15 protein-coding genes are annotated in these 15735 nt (G+C 66.2%); 12 read left to right on the forward strand and 3 right to left on the reverse strand.

What is annotated here, in order from left to right; all coding sequences use genetic code 11:
- Positions 1-2: 2 nt before the first annotated feature.
- Together P1L40_RS14055 and P1L40_RS14060 are read right to left on the reverse strand one after the other, a co-directional pair.
- Positions 3-1631, reverse strand: coding sequence for a phospholipase D-like domain-containing protein (locus P1L40_RS14055; protein WP_284007891.1), 1629 nt, complete (start codon positions 1629-1631; stop codon positions 3-5).
- Positions 1632-1691: 60 nt separating this feature from the next.
- On the reverse strand, positions 1692-2999 hold the full coding sequence (locus tag P1L40_RS14060) for a HEAT repeat domain-containing protein (RefSeq protein ID WP_284007893.1): 1308 nt from the start codon (positions 2997-2999) through the stop codon (positions 1692-1694).
- 121 nt (positions 3000-3120) lie between these two features.
- Between P1L40_RS14060 and P1L40_RS14065 the strand changes: the two genes are divergently transcribed.
- The 12 genes from P1L40_RS14065 to P1L40_RS14120 all read left to right on the forward strand — a co-directional run bounded on the left by P1L40_RS14065 (position 3121) and on the right by P1L40_RS14120 (position 14745).
- Positions 3121-3771, forward strand: a complete 651-nt coding sequence (locus P1L40_RS14065) for an AIR carboxylase family protein (RefSeq protein ID WP_284007894.1) — start codon at positions 3121-3123, stop codon at positions 3769-3771.
- A gap of 159 nt (positions 3772-3930) precedes the next feature.
- The gene (locus tag P1L40_RS14070) at positions 3931-4344 is read left to right on the forward strand and encodes an NADH-quinone oxidoreductase subunit A (RefSeq protein WP_284007896.1); all 414 of its coding nucleotides are present in this window, start codon (positions 3931-3933) and stop codon (positions 4342-4344) included.
- Positions 4337-5023 carry an NADH-quinone oxidoreductase subunit B gene (locus P1L40_RS14075; RefSeq protein ID WP_284007898.1) on the forward strand — a complete coding sequence of 229 codons (687 nt, stop codon included), beginning with the start codon at positions 4337-4339 and terminating at the stop codon, positions 5021-5023. The genes P1L40_RS14070 and P1L40_RS14075 overlap by 8 nt, the downstream gene beginning before the upstream one ends.
- A 6-nt stretch (positions 5024-5029) precedes the next feature.
- Positions 5030-6712 carry an NADH-quinone oxidoreductase subunit D gene (locus P1L40_RS14080; RefSeq protein WP_284007900.1) on the forward strand — a complete coding sequence of 561 codons (1683 nt, stop codon included), beginning with the start codon at positions 5030-5032 and terminating at the stop codon, positions 6710-6712.
- Positions 6712-7764 carry a complex I subunit 1/NuoH family protein gene (locus P1L40_RS14085; protein ID WP_284007901.1) on the forward strand — a complete coding sequence of 351 codons (1053 nt, stop codon included), beginning with the start codon at positions 6712-6714 and terminating at the stop codon, positions 7762-7764. The genes P1L40_RS14080 and P1L40_RS14085 overlap by 1 nt, the downstream gene beginning before the upstream one ends.
- Positions 7765-7798: 34 nt before the next feature.
- Positions 7799-8260 (forward strand): NuoI/complex I 23 kDa subunit family protein, encoded by a 462-nt coding sequence (locus P1L40_RS14090; RefSeq protein WP_284007902.1) that lies wholly within the window; start codon positions 7799-7801, stop codon positions 8258-8260.
- Between the two features lie 308 nt (positions 8261-8568).
- Positions 8569-8838, forward strand: a complete 270-nt coding sequence (locus tag P1L40_RS14095; RefSeq protein WP_284007903.1) for an NADH-quinone oxidoreductase subunit J — start codon at positions 8569-8571, stop codon at positions 8836-8838.
- A complete protein-coding gene (locus P1L40_RS14100; protein WP_284007904.1) occupies positions 8835-9239 on the forward strand; it encodes a proton-conducting membrane transporter in 405 nt (134 codons plus the stop codon). Before P1L40_RS14095 ends, P1L40_RS14100 begins: the two co-directional genes overlap by 4 nt.
- A complete protein-coding gene (gene nuoK / locus P1L40_RS14105) occupies positions 9236-9538 on the forward strand; it encodes an NADH-quinone oxidoreductase subunit NuoK (RefSeq protein ID WP_284007906.1) in 303 nt (100 codons plus the stop codon). Before P1L40_RS14100 ends, nuoK begins: the two co-directional genes overlap by 4 nt.
- Before the next feature lie 2 nt (positions 9539-9540).
- A complete protein-coding gene (gene nuoL, locus P1L40_RS14110) occupies positions 9541-11646 on the forward strand; it encodes an NADH-quinone oxidoreductase subunit L (protein ID WP_284007907.1) in 2106 nt (701 codons plus the stop codon).
- Complete coding sequence (locus tag P1L40_RS14115) at positions 11647-13176, forward strand: complex I subunit 4 family protein (RefSeq protein ID WP_284007908.1); 1530 nt, start codon at positions 11647-11649, stop codon at positions 13174-13176. It begins immediately after the preceding gene.
- Entirely contained in the window at positions 13177-14745 is a 1569-nt protein-coding gene (locus tag P1L40_RS14120) for an NADH-quinone oxidoreductase subunit N (protein ID WP_284007910.1), read from the forward strand. It abuts the gene before it with no gap.
- Here the strand turns inward: P1L40_RS14120 and P1L40_RS14125 are convergent.
- On the reverse strand, positions 14742-15695 hold the full coding sequence (locus P1L40_RS14125) for an MBL fold metallo-hydrolase (RefSeq protein WP_284007911.1): 954 nt from the start codon (positions 15693-15695) through the stop codon (positions 14742-14744). The two genes, P1L40_RS14120 and P1L40_RS14125, sit on opposite strands and share 4 nt — an antisense overlap.
- Positions 15696-15735 lie beyond the last annotated feature (40 nt).

The following is a 15735-nucleotide window of genomic DNA, read 5'->3' on the forward strand; positions in this document are numbered from 1 at the left end:
CATCACTTCTCGCCGAAATCGACCCGTCGAACGGCCAACACGGCCAGGATTCCCACGCCGAGCCCGATCCCGAGCAACTCCAAGGGGAGGTCGCCGGTTCCGCCCTGCCAGTCGGCGTCGAACACGCGCCCGTAGTACGACGCCACCTCCGTCCCGTGGAGGAGCAAGACGACCTCTCGGTTCTCGGTCGCGGCCTGTTCGTTCCAGTTGAGGCTGCCGACGACGACGCGGTCGTCGACGACCGCGCCCTTCGCGTGGATTTTCTCGTACCGACCCGCCGGCTCGGCGACGCGAGCCGATAGCGGCGTGTCGGTCCGCTCGGCCCACTCCCGGAACCGCTCGACCGTCCGTGTGTTCTCCTCGCGGACGTACCACGCGTCGCTCAAGAGGAGCCGAACTTCGACGCCTCGCTTGGCCGCTCGGCGCAGCGCCCGCAAGAGCGGTTCGTCCCAGCCGCCGACTGTCGGCTGGACGACGGCGATTCGCCGGTCGGCGTCGTCGAGTGTCTCGACCAGGCGTCGCTGTGCGTTGTCCGGTGTGACCAGGAGCTCGGTTCGCTCGACGGTGACGGCCGTCGGCTCGAACTGCTGTGGATAGCTCCCAACCGCTCGCTCGCCGCGTTCGAACTGCCGGCCGCGTCGGTACGAGTCCCAGGCCGTCGCGTCCTGCCAGCCCGTGTCGTCCCGGAACGTCGTCGCCAGGCCGTCGACGACGCTCGACTGGCCGGTCACGACACCCCACCCGCGGCTACTGTTGCCCCCCGTCCCGGCCGGCTTCCAGTTCTCGGTCAGGACGACTGCCCGGTCGTCGGCGACGGCGTACTTCGCGTGGTGGTAGCGATAGCGGGCCCGCGGTCCCGAGAGCAGTCTGACTTCGACGCCGGCCTCGACGAGCCGGTCGAGGGTCCGGGCCTCCGCGCGGGTCCGCTCGCCGACCGGCTCTCCCTCTAGCAGGACTCGGACCCGCGCGCCACGGTCTTTCGCCCGGACGAGCGCGTCCGCGACTCGCTCGGAACTGAGCGTGTAACCGGCCAGCAGGAGCCGATCGTCGGCCGCTCGAAGCGGTCCGAGTGGGGTGCCGGGCGCATCAGGGAGGGTGAACGCCCGGACCGTCCCGCCGCGTGCGGTGACGACCGGCCTGTCCGTCCGCCCGAGCGGTCGCCAGCGGATCGCCGACCCGGAGACGACGCCGATCTCGCCCTCGCTGGCGTCGGTGTACCGGACGCTGTCGACAGTCCGTCCGTCTCTCGTGAGGCGGAGTTGCTCGCCGCTGTTTGCCAGTTCCGGGTGGCCCGCGAGCCCGACGACGGGGTGGTCGACCAGCGGCCGGACGGCCTCGGGCGCGGCGGTCACCACGACCGTTCCGGTGACGGTTTCGTTCGGGAGCGTGGCCCTCGACTGGCCGTCAGAGAGCGTATACCGACCGAGAGCGGTCCCGTCGGACACGTCGAGGACGACGAACTCGCCGGTGTCGCCACTGGCGACGGGATTGGGGTAGACCGCGTGGATCGACGTACCGGGGGCGGTCGCGTCCGTGGTCGCCGGCGCCGTACGCGCTCCGGCGACGCCCGGTCCACAGACGGCCGGCGTGACGAGCAGGCAGATCAACGCGAGGGTGACGAGCGACCGCATCGGGGGGTCTGGTCGCCCCTCGGTACAAAAGGGTTCGGCGCTCGGGGACGGGTGACCGGCTCAGGCGCTCGCGGCCTTCTCGGCCTCGGCCTGGACGAGGTACGCCCGGTCGTCGACGTACTGGGCGGCCTCCTCCAGGGCGCGTTCGGTCCCGATCTGGCGCAGCGCCCACGCGGCCGACGCGCGGGCCTGGTCGCTGTCGTCGCTTTCGAGTACGTCGGCGAGCGGTTCGACCGCGCGGGTGTCGCCCAGCAGTCCCAGCGTGCGGGCGGCCACCGAGCGGATGTCCTCGTTCTCCGCGTCGAGGCGGTTCGCGACCGGCTGGACCGACTCGGGGCTGCCGATCGAACCGAGCGCCCGCAGAGTCACTTTCTGGAGCGCGGGGTCGCCGTCCCCGTCGATGAAGTCGTGGAGCGTCTCGCAGGCGCGGTCGTCGCCGATCTTCCCGAGCACCTTGATCGGCCCCTTGTCCCGGCGCTGGGCCTTCTGGTGCATCGCGTCGAAGGCCTCCTGGGCGTCGCTGCCGAGATGGTAGAAGATGTCGACGATGTACTCCTCCATGAACTCCGAGCCCAGGGTGTCGAACGCGAACAGGACATCCTCGATGTTGCCCTCCTTCGCGTGGAGCTTCGCAGCGTTCCACTCGGGCGGGAAGTCCTTGCGGTTCTCGTTCGTGAGGATGTCGTAGAACCCGCGGGCGTCGAGCTGTTCCTGGACGGTGAGGTCGCTCCAGACCTCGGCTGCCTCCAGGTCGTCTTCGAGCGTCTCGGCGGCCTCCAGCAGGCCGGCGATGGTCTCGTCGTCCTCGTCGGCGTCCAGGCCGGCGTCACCGACCGCGTCGGCGACCATCCCCAGTGCCGAGGCGGCGCTTCCGAGGTCGGCGTCGGTCTCCGCGTCGTGGCTGACGTGTTCGCTCGCCGCGTCGAGGAACGACCGGACCGCGTCGAGGGCCTCCTCCTCGCCGTCTTCGGTCCACTCGCTGTCCTCGATCGTCGCCTGTGCGTCCTCGACGATCCCGACCACGTCCTCGGCGTACGGGCCGCGCTGTTCTTCGAGGCCGTCCCGGAGGTCCGATAGCCGGGACTCCAGTTCCTCGCGCGGGTCCGCCGCGTCCTCGTCGTCCTCGTCCGGTTCCGGGAGGTCGGCCGACTCGATGTCGCTCTCGATGTCGTCGAGTGCCGCCTCGACCTCGTCTAAGTCGGCCTCTGTCTCGGCGGCGTCGAGGGCGCTCTCGGCCTCGTCGAGCCGCGAATCGAGCGTGTCGGCGCTCAGCTCCGTCCCGGCGGCGTCCTCGGCTGCCTCGGCCTCCTCGTCGGCGGCGTCGGCCCCGTCGTCGGGTGCCTCGGTCTCGTCGTCCCCGTTGCTCATGTACGACGGTGTGTCGGTACGGGCCAAAGGCGTTTCCTTTCCGAGTCACGCCGCGCTCGGAGCCGGACCGCCCGGGGGAGAAACCACATACGCTTAGGTCTCCCACTGTGCAGCCTTGGCTATGACAGCCGACAGCGTGCAGTCGCTGATCGACCAACTCCACGAAGAGGCGTCGATGGATCGCCCGGACGAACTCACTCCCGACGTGGGTATCGTCATGGGGTCGGACTCGGACCTGGCGACGATGGCCGGCGGGAAAGGCAAACGACCCGGGGCGTACGCCGCGCTCGCGGACGAACTCGGGTTCGCAGAACAGACCGACTACGCCGACGCACCCGACGCCCGGTTCACGTTCGAGACGTTCGTCGTCTCCGCCCACCGGACGCCGGACCTGATGTACGCGTACGCGGAGACCGCCGCCGACCGCGGGGTCGACGTGATCATCGCCGGCGCGGGTGGCAAGTCCGCCGACCTACCCAACATGACCGCTTCGATCGCGTACCCGCTGCCGGTCATCGGCGTCCCGGTCCAGGAGAAGTCCGTCGACTCGGTCATCGGGATGCCACAGGGGGCGCCGATCACGGCGGTCGACGCCGGCAAGTCGTTCAACGCCGCACTGACCGCGACGCAGATCCTCGCGCGCGAGCACGACGACCTCCGTGAGCGACTCGTCGAGTACCACCAGGGCCTCCAGGAGGAGGTCGGGGAGGTCTCGCGCGACCTCCACGAACTGGGGACGCCCGGGTTCAAGGACGCGTACTGGGACGACTGAGCCGGCGCGCACCGGGAAAACGTGACGTATTCCGAACACTACACCGCCGGATCAGCCGGTTAGCCGACGCCCAGCCACGGACCGTGACCCACCAGAAACCCGAACAATGAACCCTTATATGCGAGTACTTCTAACCGGCGAACGATAGGAGATTCCGGAATGAGTAATGCATGGATCGCCATCGGTGCGCTCGCGCTGGTGGGGCTCGCCATCCCGCTCGGGATGATGGCAGCGTCGAGCCTCCTGCGGCCGAGCGTTCCCGAACAAGGCAAGAGTACCACCTACGAGTCCGGTGAGGTGCCGACGGGGAGTAGCCGGCATATCCGCTTCAACATCCAATACTACATGGTCGCGCTGCTGTTCGTCATCTTCGACATCGAGACGGTCCTCATCTTCCCGTGGACCCTCATCTACGGCGATGCGGTGTCGGCCGTCGGCCTCAGCAGGGTCCTCCTGCCGATGGTGGCGTTTATAACCATCCTCGTGGTTGGGCTCGCCTGGGCGTGGCGCAACGGCGCAGTCCAGTGGGTGCGCAACCCAGAGGTAACGAAGGGGGCAGATACATATGAGTAGTGACCAGACACCGCCGACCGAGGTATCGACACGAGAGGCCCGAATGGGCGACGGCGCCGACGACCGCTTCAACTCCAAGCTGCGCGAAGCGTTCGGCTCGACGCCGTTCATCCTCACCAAGTTCGACCAGTTCATGAACTGGGTGCGTGGCTCCTCGATGTTCATGCTACAGTTCGGGATCGCCTGCTGTAGCATCGAGATGATCCACACGTACGCGATCAAACACGACCTCGACCGCTTCGGCGCCGGGGTCCCACGTGCGTCGCCCCGCCAGGCCGACGTGATCATCGTCCCGGGGACCATCGTCTCGAAGTTCGCCCCGCGGATGAAGCGCGTGTACGACCAGATGCCCGAACCCAAGTTCGTCGTCTCGATGGGCTCGTGTACGGTCTCGGGCGGCCCGTTCCAGGAGGGGTACAACGTCGTCAAGGGCGCCGAGGAGGTCATCCCGGTCGACATCCACGTCCCCGGCTGTCCGCCCCGCCCGGAGGCGCTGATCTACGGCGTCGCGAAGCTCCAGGAACGCATCGCCAACGGCGAGTCCTCGCCGGTGACGGTCAAGCCCTACGAGCTCGAACAGTTCGGCGACCTCGAACAGGACGAACTCGTCCAGAAACTCGCCGACGAGATCGACGAGGACGACCTCGTGATGCGGTACAACTGGGACGACTCCCCCTGACCACCAATGAGTCTCGAAGAACCAACACCGGACACGACGGTCGATGTCGGGGTGACCGACGACGGCCTCGACTACGACGCGCTGGCCGCCCTGCTCGACGGGCACGTCTTGGAGCGCGAACAGCACGTCAACGCCGAGGGCTTCGTCATCCGCCCCGACGAGGTACAGGAGGTCCTCTCGACACTGCGGACCGAGGCCGGCTTCGACCACCTCTCCTGTGTCACCGGCCAGGAGTACGACGACCGCTACGAGTCGATCTACCACCTCAAGAAGTACGACGACCCGACACAGGAGCTGTCGGTCATCGTTCCCTCGCCCAAGGACGACCCCGGAAACGAGTCCGCGGCGCGGGTGTACTCGACGGCCGACTGGCACGAGCGCGAGGCCTACGACCTGGTCGGACTGGAGTACGACGACCACCCCGATCTGAAACGGATCCTGCTGCCCGACACCTGGCAGGGGCACCCGCTCAGCCAGGACTACAACCAGGACCAGCCCCAGATCGTCACGCTGCGTGAGAACGCCAACCCGCTCCAGGAGGACCACCGCAGCGAGGACGACTCGGACACGATGTTCGTCAACATCGGTCCACACCACCCGGCGACCCACGGCGTGCTCCACGTCAAGACGGTGCTCGACGGCGAACAGATCGCCGACCTCGAATCCGACATCGGCTACCTCCACCGCTGTGAGGAGCAGATGTGCCAGAACGGCACTTACCGCCACCAGATCATGCCCTACCCCGACCGGTGGGACTACATCTCGGCGGGCATCCTCAACGAGTGGGCCTACGCCCGCGCGGCCGAGGACCTCGCGGACATCGAGGTCCCCGAGTACGCACAGGTCATCCGCACCATGTCCGCGGAGATGTGCCGGATCGCCTCGCACATGCTCGCGCTGGCGACGTTCGCACTGGACGTGTTCGGCGACTTCACCGCCGTCTTCCAGTACGGCATCCGCGACCGCGAGATCGTCCAGAACCTGCTCGAGGACCTCACGGGCCAGCGGCTGATGTTCAACTACCTCCGACTCGGCGGGGTCGCCTGGGACCTGCCCGAGCCCCGCGAGGAGTACTTCGAGAAGGTCCGGGCGTTCCTCGACGGCCTCCCGGAGAAACTCGAGGAGTACCACGACCTGGTCACCGGCAACGAGATCTTCCAGATGCGGTGTGTCGACACCGGTGTGCTCTCCCCGGATCAGGTCAAGCAGTACGGCGCCACCGGGCCGGTCGCGCGTGGGTCCGGCGTCGACTACGACCTCCGCCGGGACGACCCCTACGGCTACTACGACGAACTGGACTGGAACGTCGTCACCGAACAGGGCGGGGACAACTTCAGCCGCGTCCTCGTCCGGATGCGCGAGGTCGAGGAGTCCGCGAAGATCATCGAGCAGTGTGTCGACCTGCTCGAACAGTGGCCCGAGGAGGACCGTGAGATCCAGGCCAACGTTCCGCGGACACTCCGCCCGGACCCCGACAAGGAGATCTACCGCGCGGTCGAGGGCGCCAAGGGCGAACTCGGTATCTACATCCGCTCGGACGGCACGGACAAGCCGGCACGGTTCAAGATCCGGAGCCCGTGCTTCTCGAACCTCCAGACGCTGCCGGAGATGTCCCAGGGTGAGTACATCCCGGACATGATCGCCTCGCTGGGCAGCCTCGACATCGTCCTCGGGGAGGTCGATCGCTGATGCAGAGCGGCGGTGCACCGCTCCCCGAGATGCTCGCGCGCATGCTCGGACTCGATCCCACGAACCCCGGCGTCATCCTGGTGATGGCGCTGATCGCCTCCGCGGCGGTCGGGTCGTTCGTCCTGACGAACACGGCAGTCGTCATCTGGGCGAAACGGAAGATCACGGCGGCGTTTACCGACCGGATCGCGATCAACCGGGTCGGCCCGCTTGGCCTCTTTATCATCGTGGCCGACGCGGTCCGGCTCCTCTCGAAGGAACTGATCGTCCCCGAAGAGGTCGACCGACCGGCCTGGGACCTCGCGCCGCTTGTGTTGTCCGGCTCGGCGCTCCTCGGATTCGCGGTCATCCCGATGGATATGCAGTACAACATCCAGATCGCCGACCCCGAGGTCGGACTGGCGTACGTGTTCGCGACGGCCTCGATCGCATCGGTCGGGCTGGTGATGGCGGGCTACGCCTCGAACAACAAGTACTCGTTCCTCGGCGGGCTGCGTGCGGTGGCACAGAACATCGCCTACGAGATCCCGCTCATCCTGACGGGCGCGTCGGTGGTCATCTTCGCCGGCTCGCTCCAGATGAGCGAGATCGTCATGGCCCAGCAGCAGTCCCTGATCGGCCCGCTGCCGGCCTGGTACGCGTTCGTCAACCCCTTCGCGTTCGTCCTGTTCATGATCGCGAACCTCGCGGAGGTCGGTCGGAACCCGTTCGACATCCCCGAGGCGCCGACCGAAATCGTCGCCGGGTACCAGACCGAGTACTCGTCGGTGTACTTCGTGTTGATGTATCTGGGCGAGTTTATCCACATCTTCCTCGGTGGCGCGATCGTCGCGACCATCTTCCTCGGCGGGCCGGCGGGGCCGGTGCTTCCCGGCATCGTCTGGTTCGTCATCAAGATGTGGGCCGTGTTCCTGTTCACCCAGTGGGCACGGTCGGCGGTTCCTCGTGTCCGGATCGACCAGCTCATCCAGATCGGCTGGAAGGGCATGCTCGTGCTCTCGCTGGCAAACCTCATGCTGACGGCCGCGATCGTCGGGGTGGTCAACGTATGAGCACCACAGCGTTCGACAACGGCGGTGATTCACAATGATCGGAGTGCTGAAATCCATGGCGACGACGATGAAACACGCCCTCGACGGGCAGACGTTCACGGTCGAGTACCCTGACGTTGCCCCCGAGGTGAGCCCCCGCTTCCGCGGCGTCCACAAGTGGAGCCAGGAGCGGTGTATCTGGTGTCGGCAGTGTGAGAACGTCTGTCCGAACAACACCATCCAGATCGTGATGGACGACCAGCGAAACGGCGAGCAGTACAACCTCCACATCGGCCAGTGTATCTACTGCCGGCTGTGTGAGGAGGTCTGCCCGACCGACGCCATCCTGCTCACCCAGAACTTCGAGTTCACGGCGGACACGAAAGACGAGTTCGCCTACGACAAAGAGCAGCTGAAGAACGTCCCGTGGTACAAGGACATCGACCCGCTGGAGTCGCGCGAACCCGACCGGGGCGCCTGGATCGGGGAAGGCGAAGGCGAAGTCGACTACCAGTAGTTCGGCGGGACTCGAACTGGCGTCCTTTTGACGTTCATATCACTTCAACAATAGCCTGTGGTGTAGCTGCCCGGTTCTGTCCACACCAGCGACGAAGGGCGACGCAGAAACAGAGGAACCAACGTATCAGTCGCAAAGCACACCGAGCCGGAGGCGCGATTTTCCCGGATGTGAGCACCGCGAGCATTCTGTCTTTCTCGCCCGCGTTTTTTGCCGCGAGTGGTGGCTGCAGGCCACCCGAGCGGCAAAACAGTGGCGAGGCGAAAGAGGAATCTTCAAAGGGGCGCCGGCAAGAGGTTCAAGATAAGATGGGACTGTACGAGTCAATCGCGTTCGCGCTGTTCGCCATCATAACGGTGGGCAGCGCGTCGGGCGTCGTGTTAGTGCGCGATGTCTGGCACTCGGCGTTGTTACTGGGTGTGTCACTGCTCAGCGTCGCCGTGTTCTACGTCATGAACCAGGCCGCATTCGTCGCAACGATGCAGATTCTGGTGTACGTCGGTGGCGTCCTCATCCTCATCACCTTCGCAGTGATGTTGACACGGGAGGACGAATCAGTCATCGAGGTGTCACCATGACGACGAAACCGGAACTCACGACCGAGGGGAACTTCACGGCCGGACTGGCTGCCGTCGCACTGTTTCTGGTGCTCGGCGGCGTGTTCCTCACGGCGTCGTTCCCGACGCCGGTCGGATTCCCCGAGAGCGCGGCCGTCACGAAGAGTTTGGGGGCGGCGATGTTCGACATCGCACCGAGTGCGATCATGGGCGAGAACCAGGCCGCCGTCGACGGTGAGGGGTTCATCGTCGCATTCCTCGTGATCGGTGTCCTCCTCGACGCCGCGCTGGACGGTGCCGTGATGCTCGCAAAACGCGAGGACGAGGGCGAGAACGTCGGCGTCGGTGCCGGAACGGACGAACCAAACGCCGTCGCCGCTGACGGTGGGGAACGGTCCCCGTCGGGAGGTGACGCCGAATGATCCCGGTCCAGGCGTACCTCCTGCTGTCGGCGGCCGTGTTCTGTATCGGCCTGTTCGGTATCCTGACTCGGCGGAACGCGCTCGTCTTCCTGATGTCCGTGGAACTGATGCTGAACGCGGCGAACATCAACTTCGTCGCGTTCTCGCTCCAGCACGGCAACATCTCGGGCCAGGTGTTCTCGCTGTTCACGATGGCGATCGCCGCGGCAGAGGTGGCTGTCGGAATCGGCATCATCCTCGTCCTGTACCGGAACTTCAGTGATATCGACGTGACGAAGGCGACGACGATGAGGTGGTAACAATGGCTGCATTCACATACGCTCCGGCGATCGTCCTCCTGCCGTTCGTATCGTTCCTCGTCGCGCTGTTTGCCGGCGACCGGATGCCAAAGGGCGGCGCACTGGCTGGCATCACCGCGACGGGCGGATCGCTGCTGCTCTCGATCTGGGTGGCCCTGACCGTTGGGGGCTTCACCGGGAGTAGTACGTCCTACAACGAGTTCATCTACACGTGGGTCGCGGGCGTCGAGTCGATCCAGCTTCGCTTCGGACTGTTGATCGACCCGCTGTCCGCACTCATGCTGTTGATCGTCTGTCTGATCGCGTTCCTCGTCCACATCTTCTCGCTCGGGTACATGAACGACGAGGGCGAGACGGGCCTGCCCCGCTACTACGCTGGCCTCGGACTGTTCACGGCGAGCATGCTCGGGTTCGTCGTCGCCAACAACCTGCTGATGGCGTTCATGTTCTTCGAACTGGTGGGCCTGTGTTCGTACCTGCTCATCGGCTTCTGGTTCCGCGAGGACGGCCCGCCGTCGGCCGCGAAGAAGGCGTTCCTGGTCACCCGCTTCGGTGACTACTTCTTCCTCATCGGTGTCGTCGGGATCTTCGCGACGTTCGGGACCGGCCTCTTCGCCCCGATTACCCAGAACGGCGAGATCGTGGCACAGAGCTTCCCGGCGCTGGCCGAACACGCCATCGTCGACGGCGAGACCGGCCCCATCTCGATGCTCGACACCGTCGGACTCGGCCCGCAGGCCTGGTTCACGGTGCTTGGCCTGCTCGTGCTGGGCGGTGTCATCGGGAAGTCCGCGCAGTTCCCGCTGCACACGTGGCTGCCCGACGCGATGGAAGGCCCGACCCCGGTTTCGGCGCTCATCCACGCGGCGACGATGGTCGCGGCCGGTGTCTACCTGGTCGCACGGATGTACGGCTTCTACGCTATCTCGCCGACGGCGCTCGCAGTCATCGCGCTGATCGGTGGCTTCACCGCGCTGTTCGCGGCGACGATGGGCCTCGTGAAACAGGAGATCAAGCAGGTCCTCGCGTACTCGACGATCTCACAGTACGGCTACATGATGCTCGCGCTGGGCTCCGGTGGGTACATCGCCGCCGTCTTCCACCTCACGACCCACGCCGTCTTCAAGGCCCTGCTGTTCCTGGGTGCCGGGTCGGTCATCATCGCCATGCACCACAACGAGAACATGTGGGACATGGGCGGCCTGAAAGACCGGATGCCCGTGACCTACTGGACGTTCCTCTCGGGGTCGCTGGCGCTTGCCGGTATCGTCCCCTTCGCCGGCTTCTGGTCGAAAGACGAAGTGCTGTACGAGGCGCTCATCCACGGCTTCGGTAGTGAAGGCGGTCTCGGGACGGCCTACCTCCTCGCGTACGCGATGGGACTCCTGGCCGTCTTCTTCACCGGCTTCTACACCTTCCGGATGGTCTACCTGACCTTCCACGGGAACGCACGCAGCGACACCGCGCGTGACCCCGAACCGGTTCACTGGAACGTCAAAGGACCGCTGGCGGTGCTTGGCGTGCTGGCCGCGACGGTCGGGTTCATCAACATGAAGCCCGTCGCGGAGCTGACCGGCGCACACATCGACTTCCTGCACGCGTGGCTCCACGGCCCCGACGAGGGCGGCTGGCCGGCCCAACTCGGGACCGGACTGGTCCGCTACGAGGAACTGCTCCACGACATCGGCGGCGTCGCCGCCGGCTACCCGCTGGGCGAGACGCCGACGCTGCTCGCGTCGGCGGGCGTCTCGCTCGGCCTCGCGCTCGCCGGTGTCGGCGTCGCGACCGCGCTGTATCGCGGCCCGGACCCGGTCGAGCACACGGACAAACTGGGCGGTCTGAAGACGCTACTCATGCACAACTACTATCAGGACGAGTATCAGGTGTGGCTCGCGACCGGGTTCACCTACCCGCTGGCTCGCGCGATGGACAAGTTCGACCAGGGTGTCGTCGACGGCGTCGTCAACGGCATCTCCAGTGTCAGTCTCTTCTCTGGCAGCCGCATCCGTCGGATCCAGTCCGGCGTGGTCAGCAACTACGCCGCGCTCCTGACGCTGGGGCTCGTCCTCTTGCTTGGCTTCTTCGGCGTCGTGGGAGGGTGGTTCTGAATGTGGGTCGCTGCCCTGCTCGCGGTGACGCTGCTGGGAACCGGTCTGGTGCTCCTGTCGCCGGACCGGTACGCCGGCAAGCTCGCGGCCGGTATCAGTGTCGTCCCGGCCGCCGCGACGGTGTACATGTACTGGGTGTACCTGACCCAACACCAGGGCGCGGGCAACGCCTTGCTCTCGCCCGGTGACGTGGCCTTCAGCCAGCAGCTCCCGTGGATGGAGCTGGGCGGGTTCCAGATCGCGTACTACGTCGGGCTGGACGGCGTCAGTATGCCGTTGCTCACGCTGACGACCATCCTGACCACGCTCGCGATCGTCTCCGCGTGGACGCCCATCGACGAGCGCCAGTCGCAGTTCTACGGACTGATGCTCCTGATGGAGGCGAGCCTCATCGGCGTGTTCACGGCGCTCGACTTCTTCCTCTGGTTCGTCTTCTGGGAGGGCGTGCTCATCCCGATGTACCTGCTGATCGGCATCTGGGGCGGCCCCCGGCGCAAGTACGCCGCGATCAAGTTCTTCGTCTACACGAACGTGGCCTCGCTGATCATGTTCACCGGGCTGTTCGCCCTGATCTTCAGCACTGATCTGACCTCGCTGGCCCTGCCGGCGATGGCCGAGGCCTTCCGGTCGGCGACGGGACTGCCCGAGATCGCCGGCGTCGGACTGGCGACGGTCTCTTTCGTCCTGATGTTCTTCGGCTTCGCGGTGAAGGTACCCGTCTTCCCGCTGCACACGTGGCTGCCCGACGCCCACGTCGAGGCACCGACGCCGGTGTCGGTGATGCTTGCCGGCGTCCTCCTGAAGATGGGGACCTACGCACTGCTGCGGTTCAACTTCACGATGCTCGCCGAGACCGCACGCGCGCTCGCGATCCCGCTCGCGATCGTCGGCGTCGTCAGCGTCATCTACGGTGCGATGCTCGCGCTGGCACAGCGTGACCTCAAGCGGATCGTCGCGTACTCCTCGATCTCGTCGATGGGGTACGTCATCCTGGGACTCGTGGCCTTCACCCCCCACGGGATGGGCGGGGCGACCTTCCAGATGGTCGCCCACGGGCTCATCTCCGGGCTGATGTTCATGTGTGTCGGCGTCATCTACAACACGACCCACACGCGCATGGTCGGCGACATGTCCGGGCTGGCCGATCGGATGCCCCGGACGATCGCCGTCTTCGTGGCGGCCGCCTTCGGCTACATGGGGCTGCCGCTGATGGCCGGGTTCGCCGCCGAGTTCCTCATCTTCCAGGGCGCGTTCGACGCGCCGACCCTGGGCGGCGCGGCACCGATCCTGACCAGCGCGGCGATGTTCGGCATCGTCGTCGTCGCCGGCTACCTGCTGTGGGCGATGCAACGCACCCTGTTCGGTGAGTTCGAACTCGGCACCGACTACGAGGTGACGCCGGCGGCGTTCCACGACGTTGCGCCGCTCGTGGTGTTGCTCCTGTTGGTCATCGTGCTGGGTGTCGCCCCCGACCTCTCGTACCAGATGATCCAAAACTCCCTTGTCTCCCTCGTCGGAGGTGGTGCATAGATGGTCCACCAGCTACCCCCGTGGGCAGGCCTCGCGCCAGCGTTCGCACTCGGTGTTGCGGCACTACTGCTCTTCCTGGTCGACAGCGTCGACCCGGACACGACAAACACCGAGGTCCTCGGCGGGATCTCCGTCCTCGGCGGGCTGTCGTCGCTGGCACTGGCAGTCTGGTTCATCGTCGGCGGGACCGGCATCCCCGAGAGTCAGGGTGGTCAGGGGACGCCGGTCCTGTTCAACGGTCAGTTGGTCGTCGACCAGATGGCCCTGTTCTTCATGGTCATCGTCGCAAGCGTCACGGCACTCGTGGCGCTCGCGAGTTACGACTACGTCGCCGAGCACAGCTACCAGGCCGAGTTCTACGGGCTCGTCCTGCTTGCCGCGACCGGTATGTCGGTGCTGAGCGCGGCCAACAGTCTGGCGACGGCGTTCGTCGCGCTGGAACTCATCTCGCTGCCCTCGTACGCGCTCGTCGCGTTCCTCAAGAAGAACAAGGGCAGCGTCGAAGCGAGTCTGAAGTACTTCCTCATCGGCGCGGTCTCCTCGGCGGTGCTGGCGTACGGCATCTCCCTGGTCTACGCGGCGACGGGCGTGTTCCGCTTCGACGGCGTCGCGGCCGCGATCGAAAGCGGCGTCGTCCAGACCGTCGTCGAAGGGAGCGTCCAGGCACAGAGCGGGAGTCCCGAAGTCCCGATGTCGATCCTGGGCGTGGGCATCCTCCTGATCATCGGTGGGATCGCGTTCAAGACTGCCGCGGTGCCGTTCCACTTCTGGGCACCCGAGGCATACGAGGGCGCACCCGCCCCGGTCTCGGCGTTCCTCTCGTCGGCATCGAAGGCGGCCGGCTTCGTCCTGGCGTTCCGTGCCTTCGCCGTCGCCTTCCCGATCGAGTCGCTGATCGGGGGGTCGGTCCAGGCGCTCAACTGGGTCGTCGCCTTCCAGATCCTGGCGATCGCGACGATGTTCGTCGGGAACTTCGCCGCGGCAACCCAGGAGACGGTCAAGCGGATGATGGCCTACTCCAGTGTCGGCCACGCCGGCTACGTGCTGATCGGGCTGGCCGCGCTGTCTTCCACGGGTGAAGGGCTCTCGTTCAGTATGAGCGCGGGGATGGCCCACCTGCTCGTCTACGGCTTCATGAACACCGGCGCGTTCCTGTTCATCGCGCTGGCCGAGTACTGGGGCGTCGGCCGGCGCTTCGAGGACTACAACGGTCTCGGTCAGCAGGCACCGCTTGCCTGTGCGGCGATGACGGTGTTCCTGTTCAGCCTGGCCGGCCTGCCGATCGGCGGCGGGTTCTTCTCGAAGTTCTACCTGCTCGAAGCGACCGTCAACGTCGGTGCCTACTCGCTCGCGGCCGCGCTCATCATCAACAGCGCGCTGTCGCTGTTCTACTACTCGCGGGTGGTCAAGGCCATGTGGATCGAGGAACCGACCGGCGAGCGCACCATCGAGTCGTACCCGATGGGGCTGTACACCGCGATCATCGCCGCGGCCGTCGTGACGGTGTTGCTCGTGCCCGGCTTCACGGCCGTCTCGGACCTGGCCTCGCAGGCCGTCGCGTTCCTCTAATCGCGGCGCTCGTAGACGAACACGCCGCCGTTCTCCCGTTTCTCGACGCGATCACGCGCTTCCAGTACGTCCAGATGGCCGACAGCCTCGCTCATCCCCGAGAAGTACTCCGTGGCCGGCAGGTCGCCGAACAGCGCCGTCATCACCTCGACGGGCGTCGTCACGCCTTCGTCGACGATCGCCGCGACTTCGTCGGTCCGCTGTTCGTGGGCGTCGAGAATCTCGTCGATCCGTTCTCTGGGAGCGTCGACCGGTTCCCGGTGGCCGGTGAGAAACCGGTCGTGGCCCTGCTCGCGGAGCCAGTGCAGCGAGTCGTTGAACGCCGGCAGCACACGCGGCCGTGACTCCCCTGGCTCCGTGGGGGGCTGCAGGAACGGGTTGGGCGTGATGTCCGCGAGCACGTTGTCGCCGACCAGCGCCTCGCGCCGGCCGTCGGTGTCGTACGAGAAGAGTATCTCGCCGACCGAGTGGCCGGCGACGGTATCGACCGTCAGCGGTTCGTCGTCGACCGTGACGGTATCGCCCGCGGCCAGCGTCCGATCGGCCTCGACGCTCTGTGCGTAGGCCAGAAACGCCTCCGGGAGTTGTGTCACCGTCTCCGCGGTCTCCCGTGAGGTGCCACACCGCTCGAAGAAGTCGACGAAGTATGACTGCTCGTACTCTAGCCGAGCCGCGAACTCGGCCATGATCGGTTCCGCGTCGACGCTCGCGAGGACGTTCGCCCCCGCCGTCCGGAACCGCTTTGCGAGGCCGAAGTGATCCGGGTGTGGGTGTGTCACGAGGACCTGTTCGATGTCGCCCGGCGCGAGCCCGCGGGCCTCCAGCGCTTCGAGGAGCCGCGACCAGGCCTCTTCGCTGTCCGGCCCCGGATCGACGACGGTTCGCCCGGCGATGTAGGCGTTGACCGCGCCGATCTGGAACGGCGTCGGGATCGAGATACGCGTGAACATACTCCGCCCGTTGTGTACGCGGGTGGATAACGGTTCGTCC

The sequence above is a fragment of the Haloarcula pelagica genome (genome assembly GCF_030127105.1).
In the GTDB taxonomy this organism is placed as follows: Archaea; Halobacteriota; Halobacteria; order Halobacteriales; family Haloarculaceae; genus Haloarcula; species Haloarcula pelagica.

Excerpts from the sequence above, each read along its gene's own strand:
- P1L40_RS14055 (WP_284007891.1), bottom strand. The coding sequence starts at position 1,631 with ATGCGGTCGCTCGTCACCCTCGCGTTGATCTGCCTGCTCGTCACGCCG.
- P1L40_RS14060 (WP_284007893.1), bottom strand. The coding sequence starts at position 2,999 with ATGAGCAACGGGGACGACGAGACCGAGGCACCCGACGACGGGGCCGAC.
- P1L40_RS14065 (WP_284007894.1), top strand. The coding sequence starts at position 3,121 with ATGACAGCCGACAGCGTGCAGTCGCTGATCGACCAACTCCACGAAGAG.
- P1L40_RS14070 (WP_284007896.1), top strand. The coding sequence starts at position 3,931 with ATGAGTAATGCATGGATCGCCATCGGTGCGCTCGCGCTGGTGGGGCTC.
- P1L40_RS14075 (WP_284007898.1), top strand. The coding sequence starts at position 4,337 with ATGAGTAGTGACCAGACACCGCCGACCGAGGTATCGACACGAGAGGCC.
- P1L40_RS14080 (WP_284007900.1), top strand. The coding sequence starts at position 5,030 with ATGAGTCTCGAAGAACCAACACCGGACACGACGGTCGATGTCGGGGTG.
- P1L40_RS14085 (WP_284007901.1), top strand. The coding sequence starts at position 6,712 with ATGCAGAGCGGCGGTGCACCGCTCCCCGAGATGCTCGCGCGCATGCTC.
- P1L40_RS14090 (WP_284007902.1), top strand. The coding sequence starts at position 7,799 with ATGATCGGAGTGCTGAAATCCATGGCGACGACGATGAAACACGCCCTC.
- P1L40_RS14095 (WP_284007903.1), top strand. The coding sequence starts at position 8,569 with ATGGGACTGTACGAGTCAATCGCGTTCGCGCTGTTCGCCATCATAACG.
- P1L40_RS14100 (WP_284007904.1), top strand. The coding sequence starts at position 8,835 with ATGACGACGAAACCGGAACTCACGACCGAGGGGAACTTCACGGCCGGA.
- nuoK (WP_284007906.1), top strand. The coding sequence starts at position 9,236 with ATGATCCCGGTCCAGGCGTACCTCCTGCTGTCGGCGGCCGTGTTCTGT.
- nuoL (WP_284007907.1), top strand. The coding sequence starts at position 9,541 with ATGGCTGCATTCACATACGCTCCGGCGATCGTCCTCCTGCCGTTCGTA.
- P1L40_RS14115 (WP_284007908.1), top strand. The coding sequence starts at position 11,647 with ATGTGGGTCGCTGCCCTGCTCGCGGTGACGCTGCTGGGAACCGGTCTG.
- P1L40_RS14120 (WP_284007910.1), top strand. The coding sequence starts at position 13,177 with ATGGTCCACCAGCTACCCCCGTGGGCAGGCCTCGCGCCAGCGTTCGCA.
- P1L40_RS14125 (WP_284007911.1), bottom strand. The coding sequence starts at position 15,695 with ATGTTCACGCGTATCTCGATCCCGACGCCGTTCCAGATCGGCGCGGTC.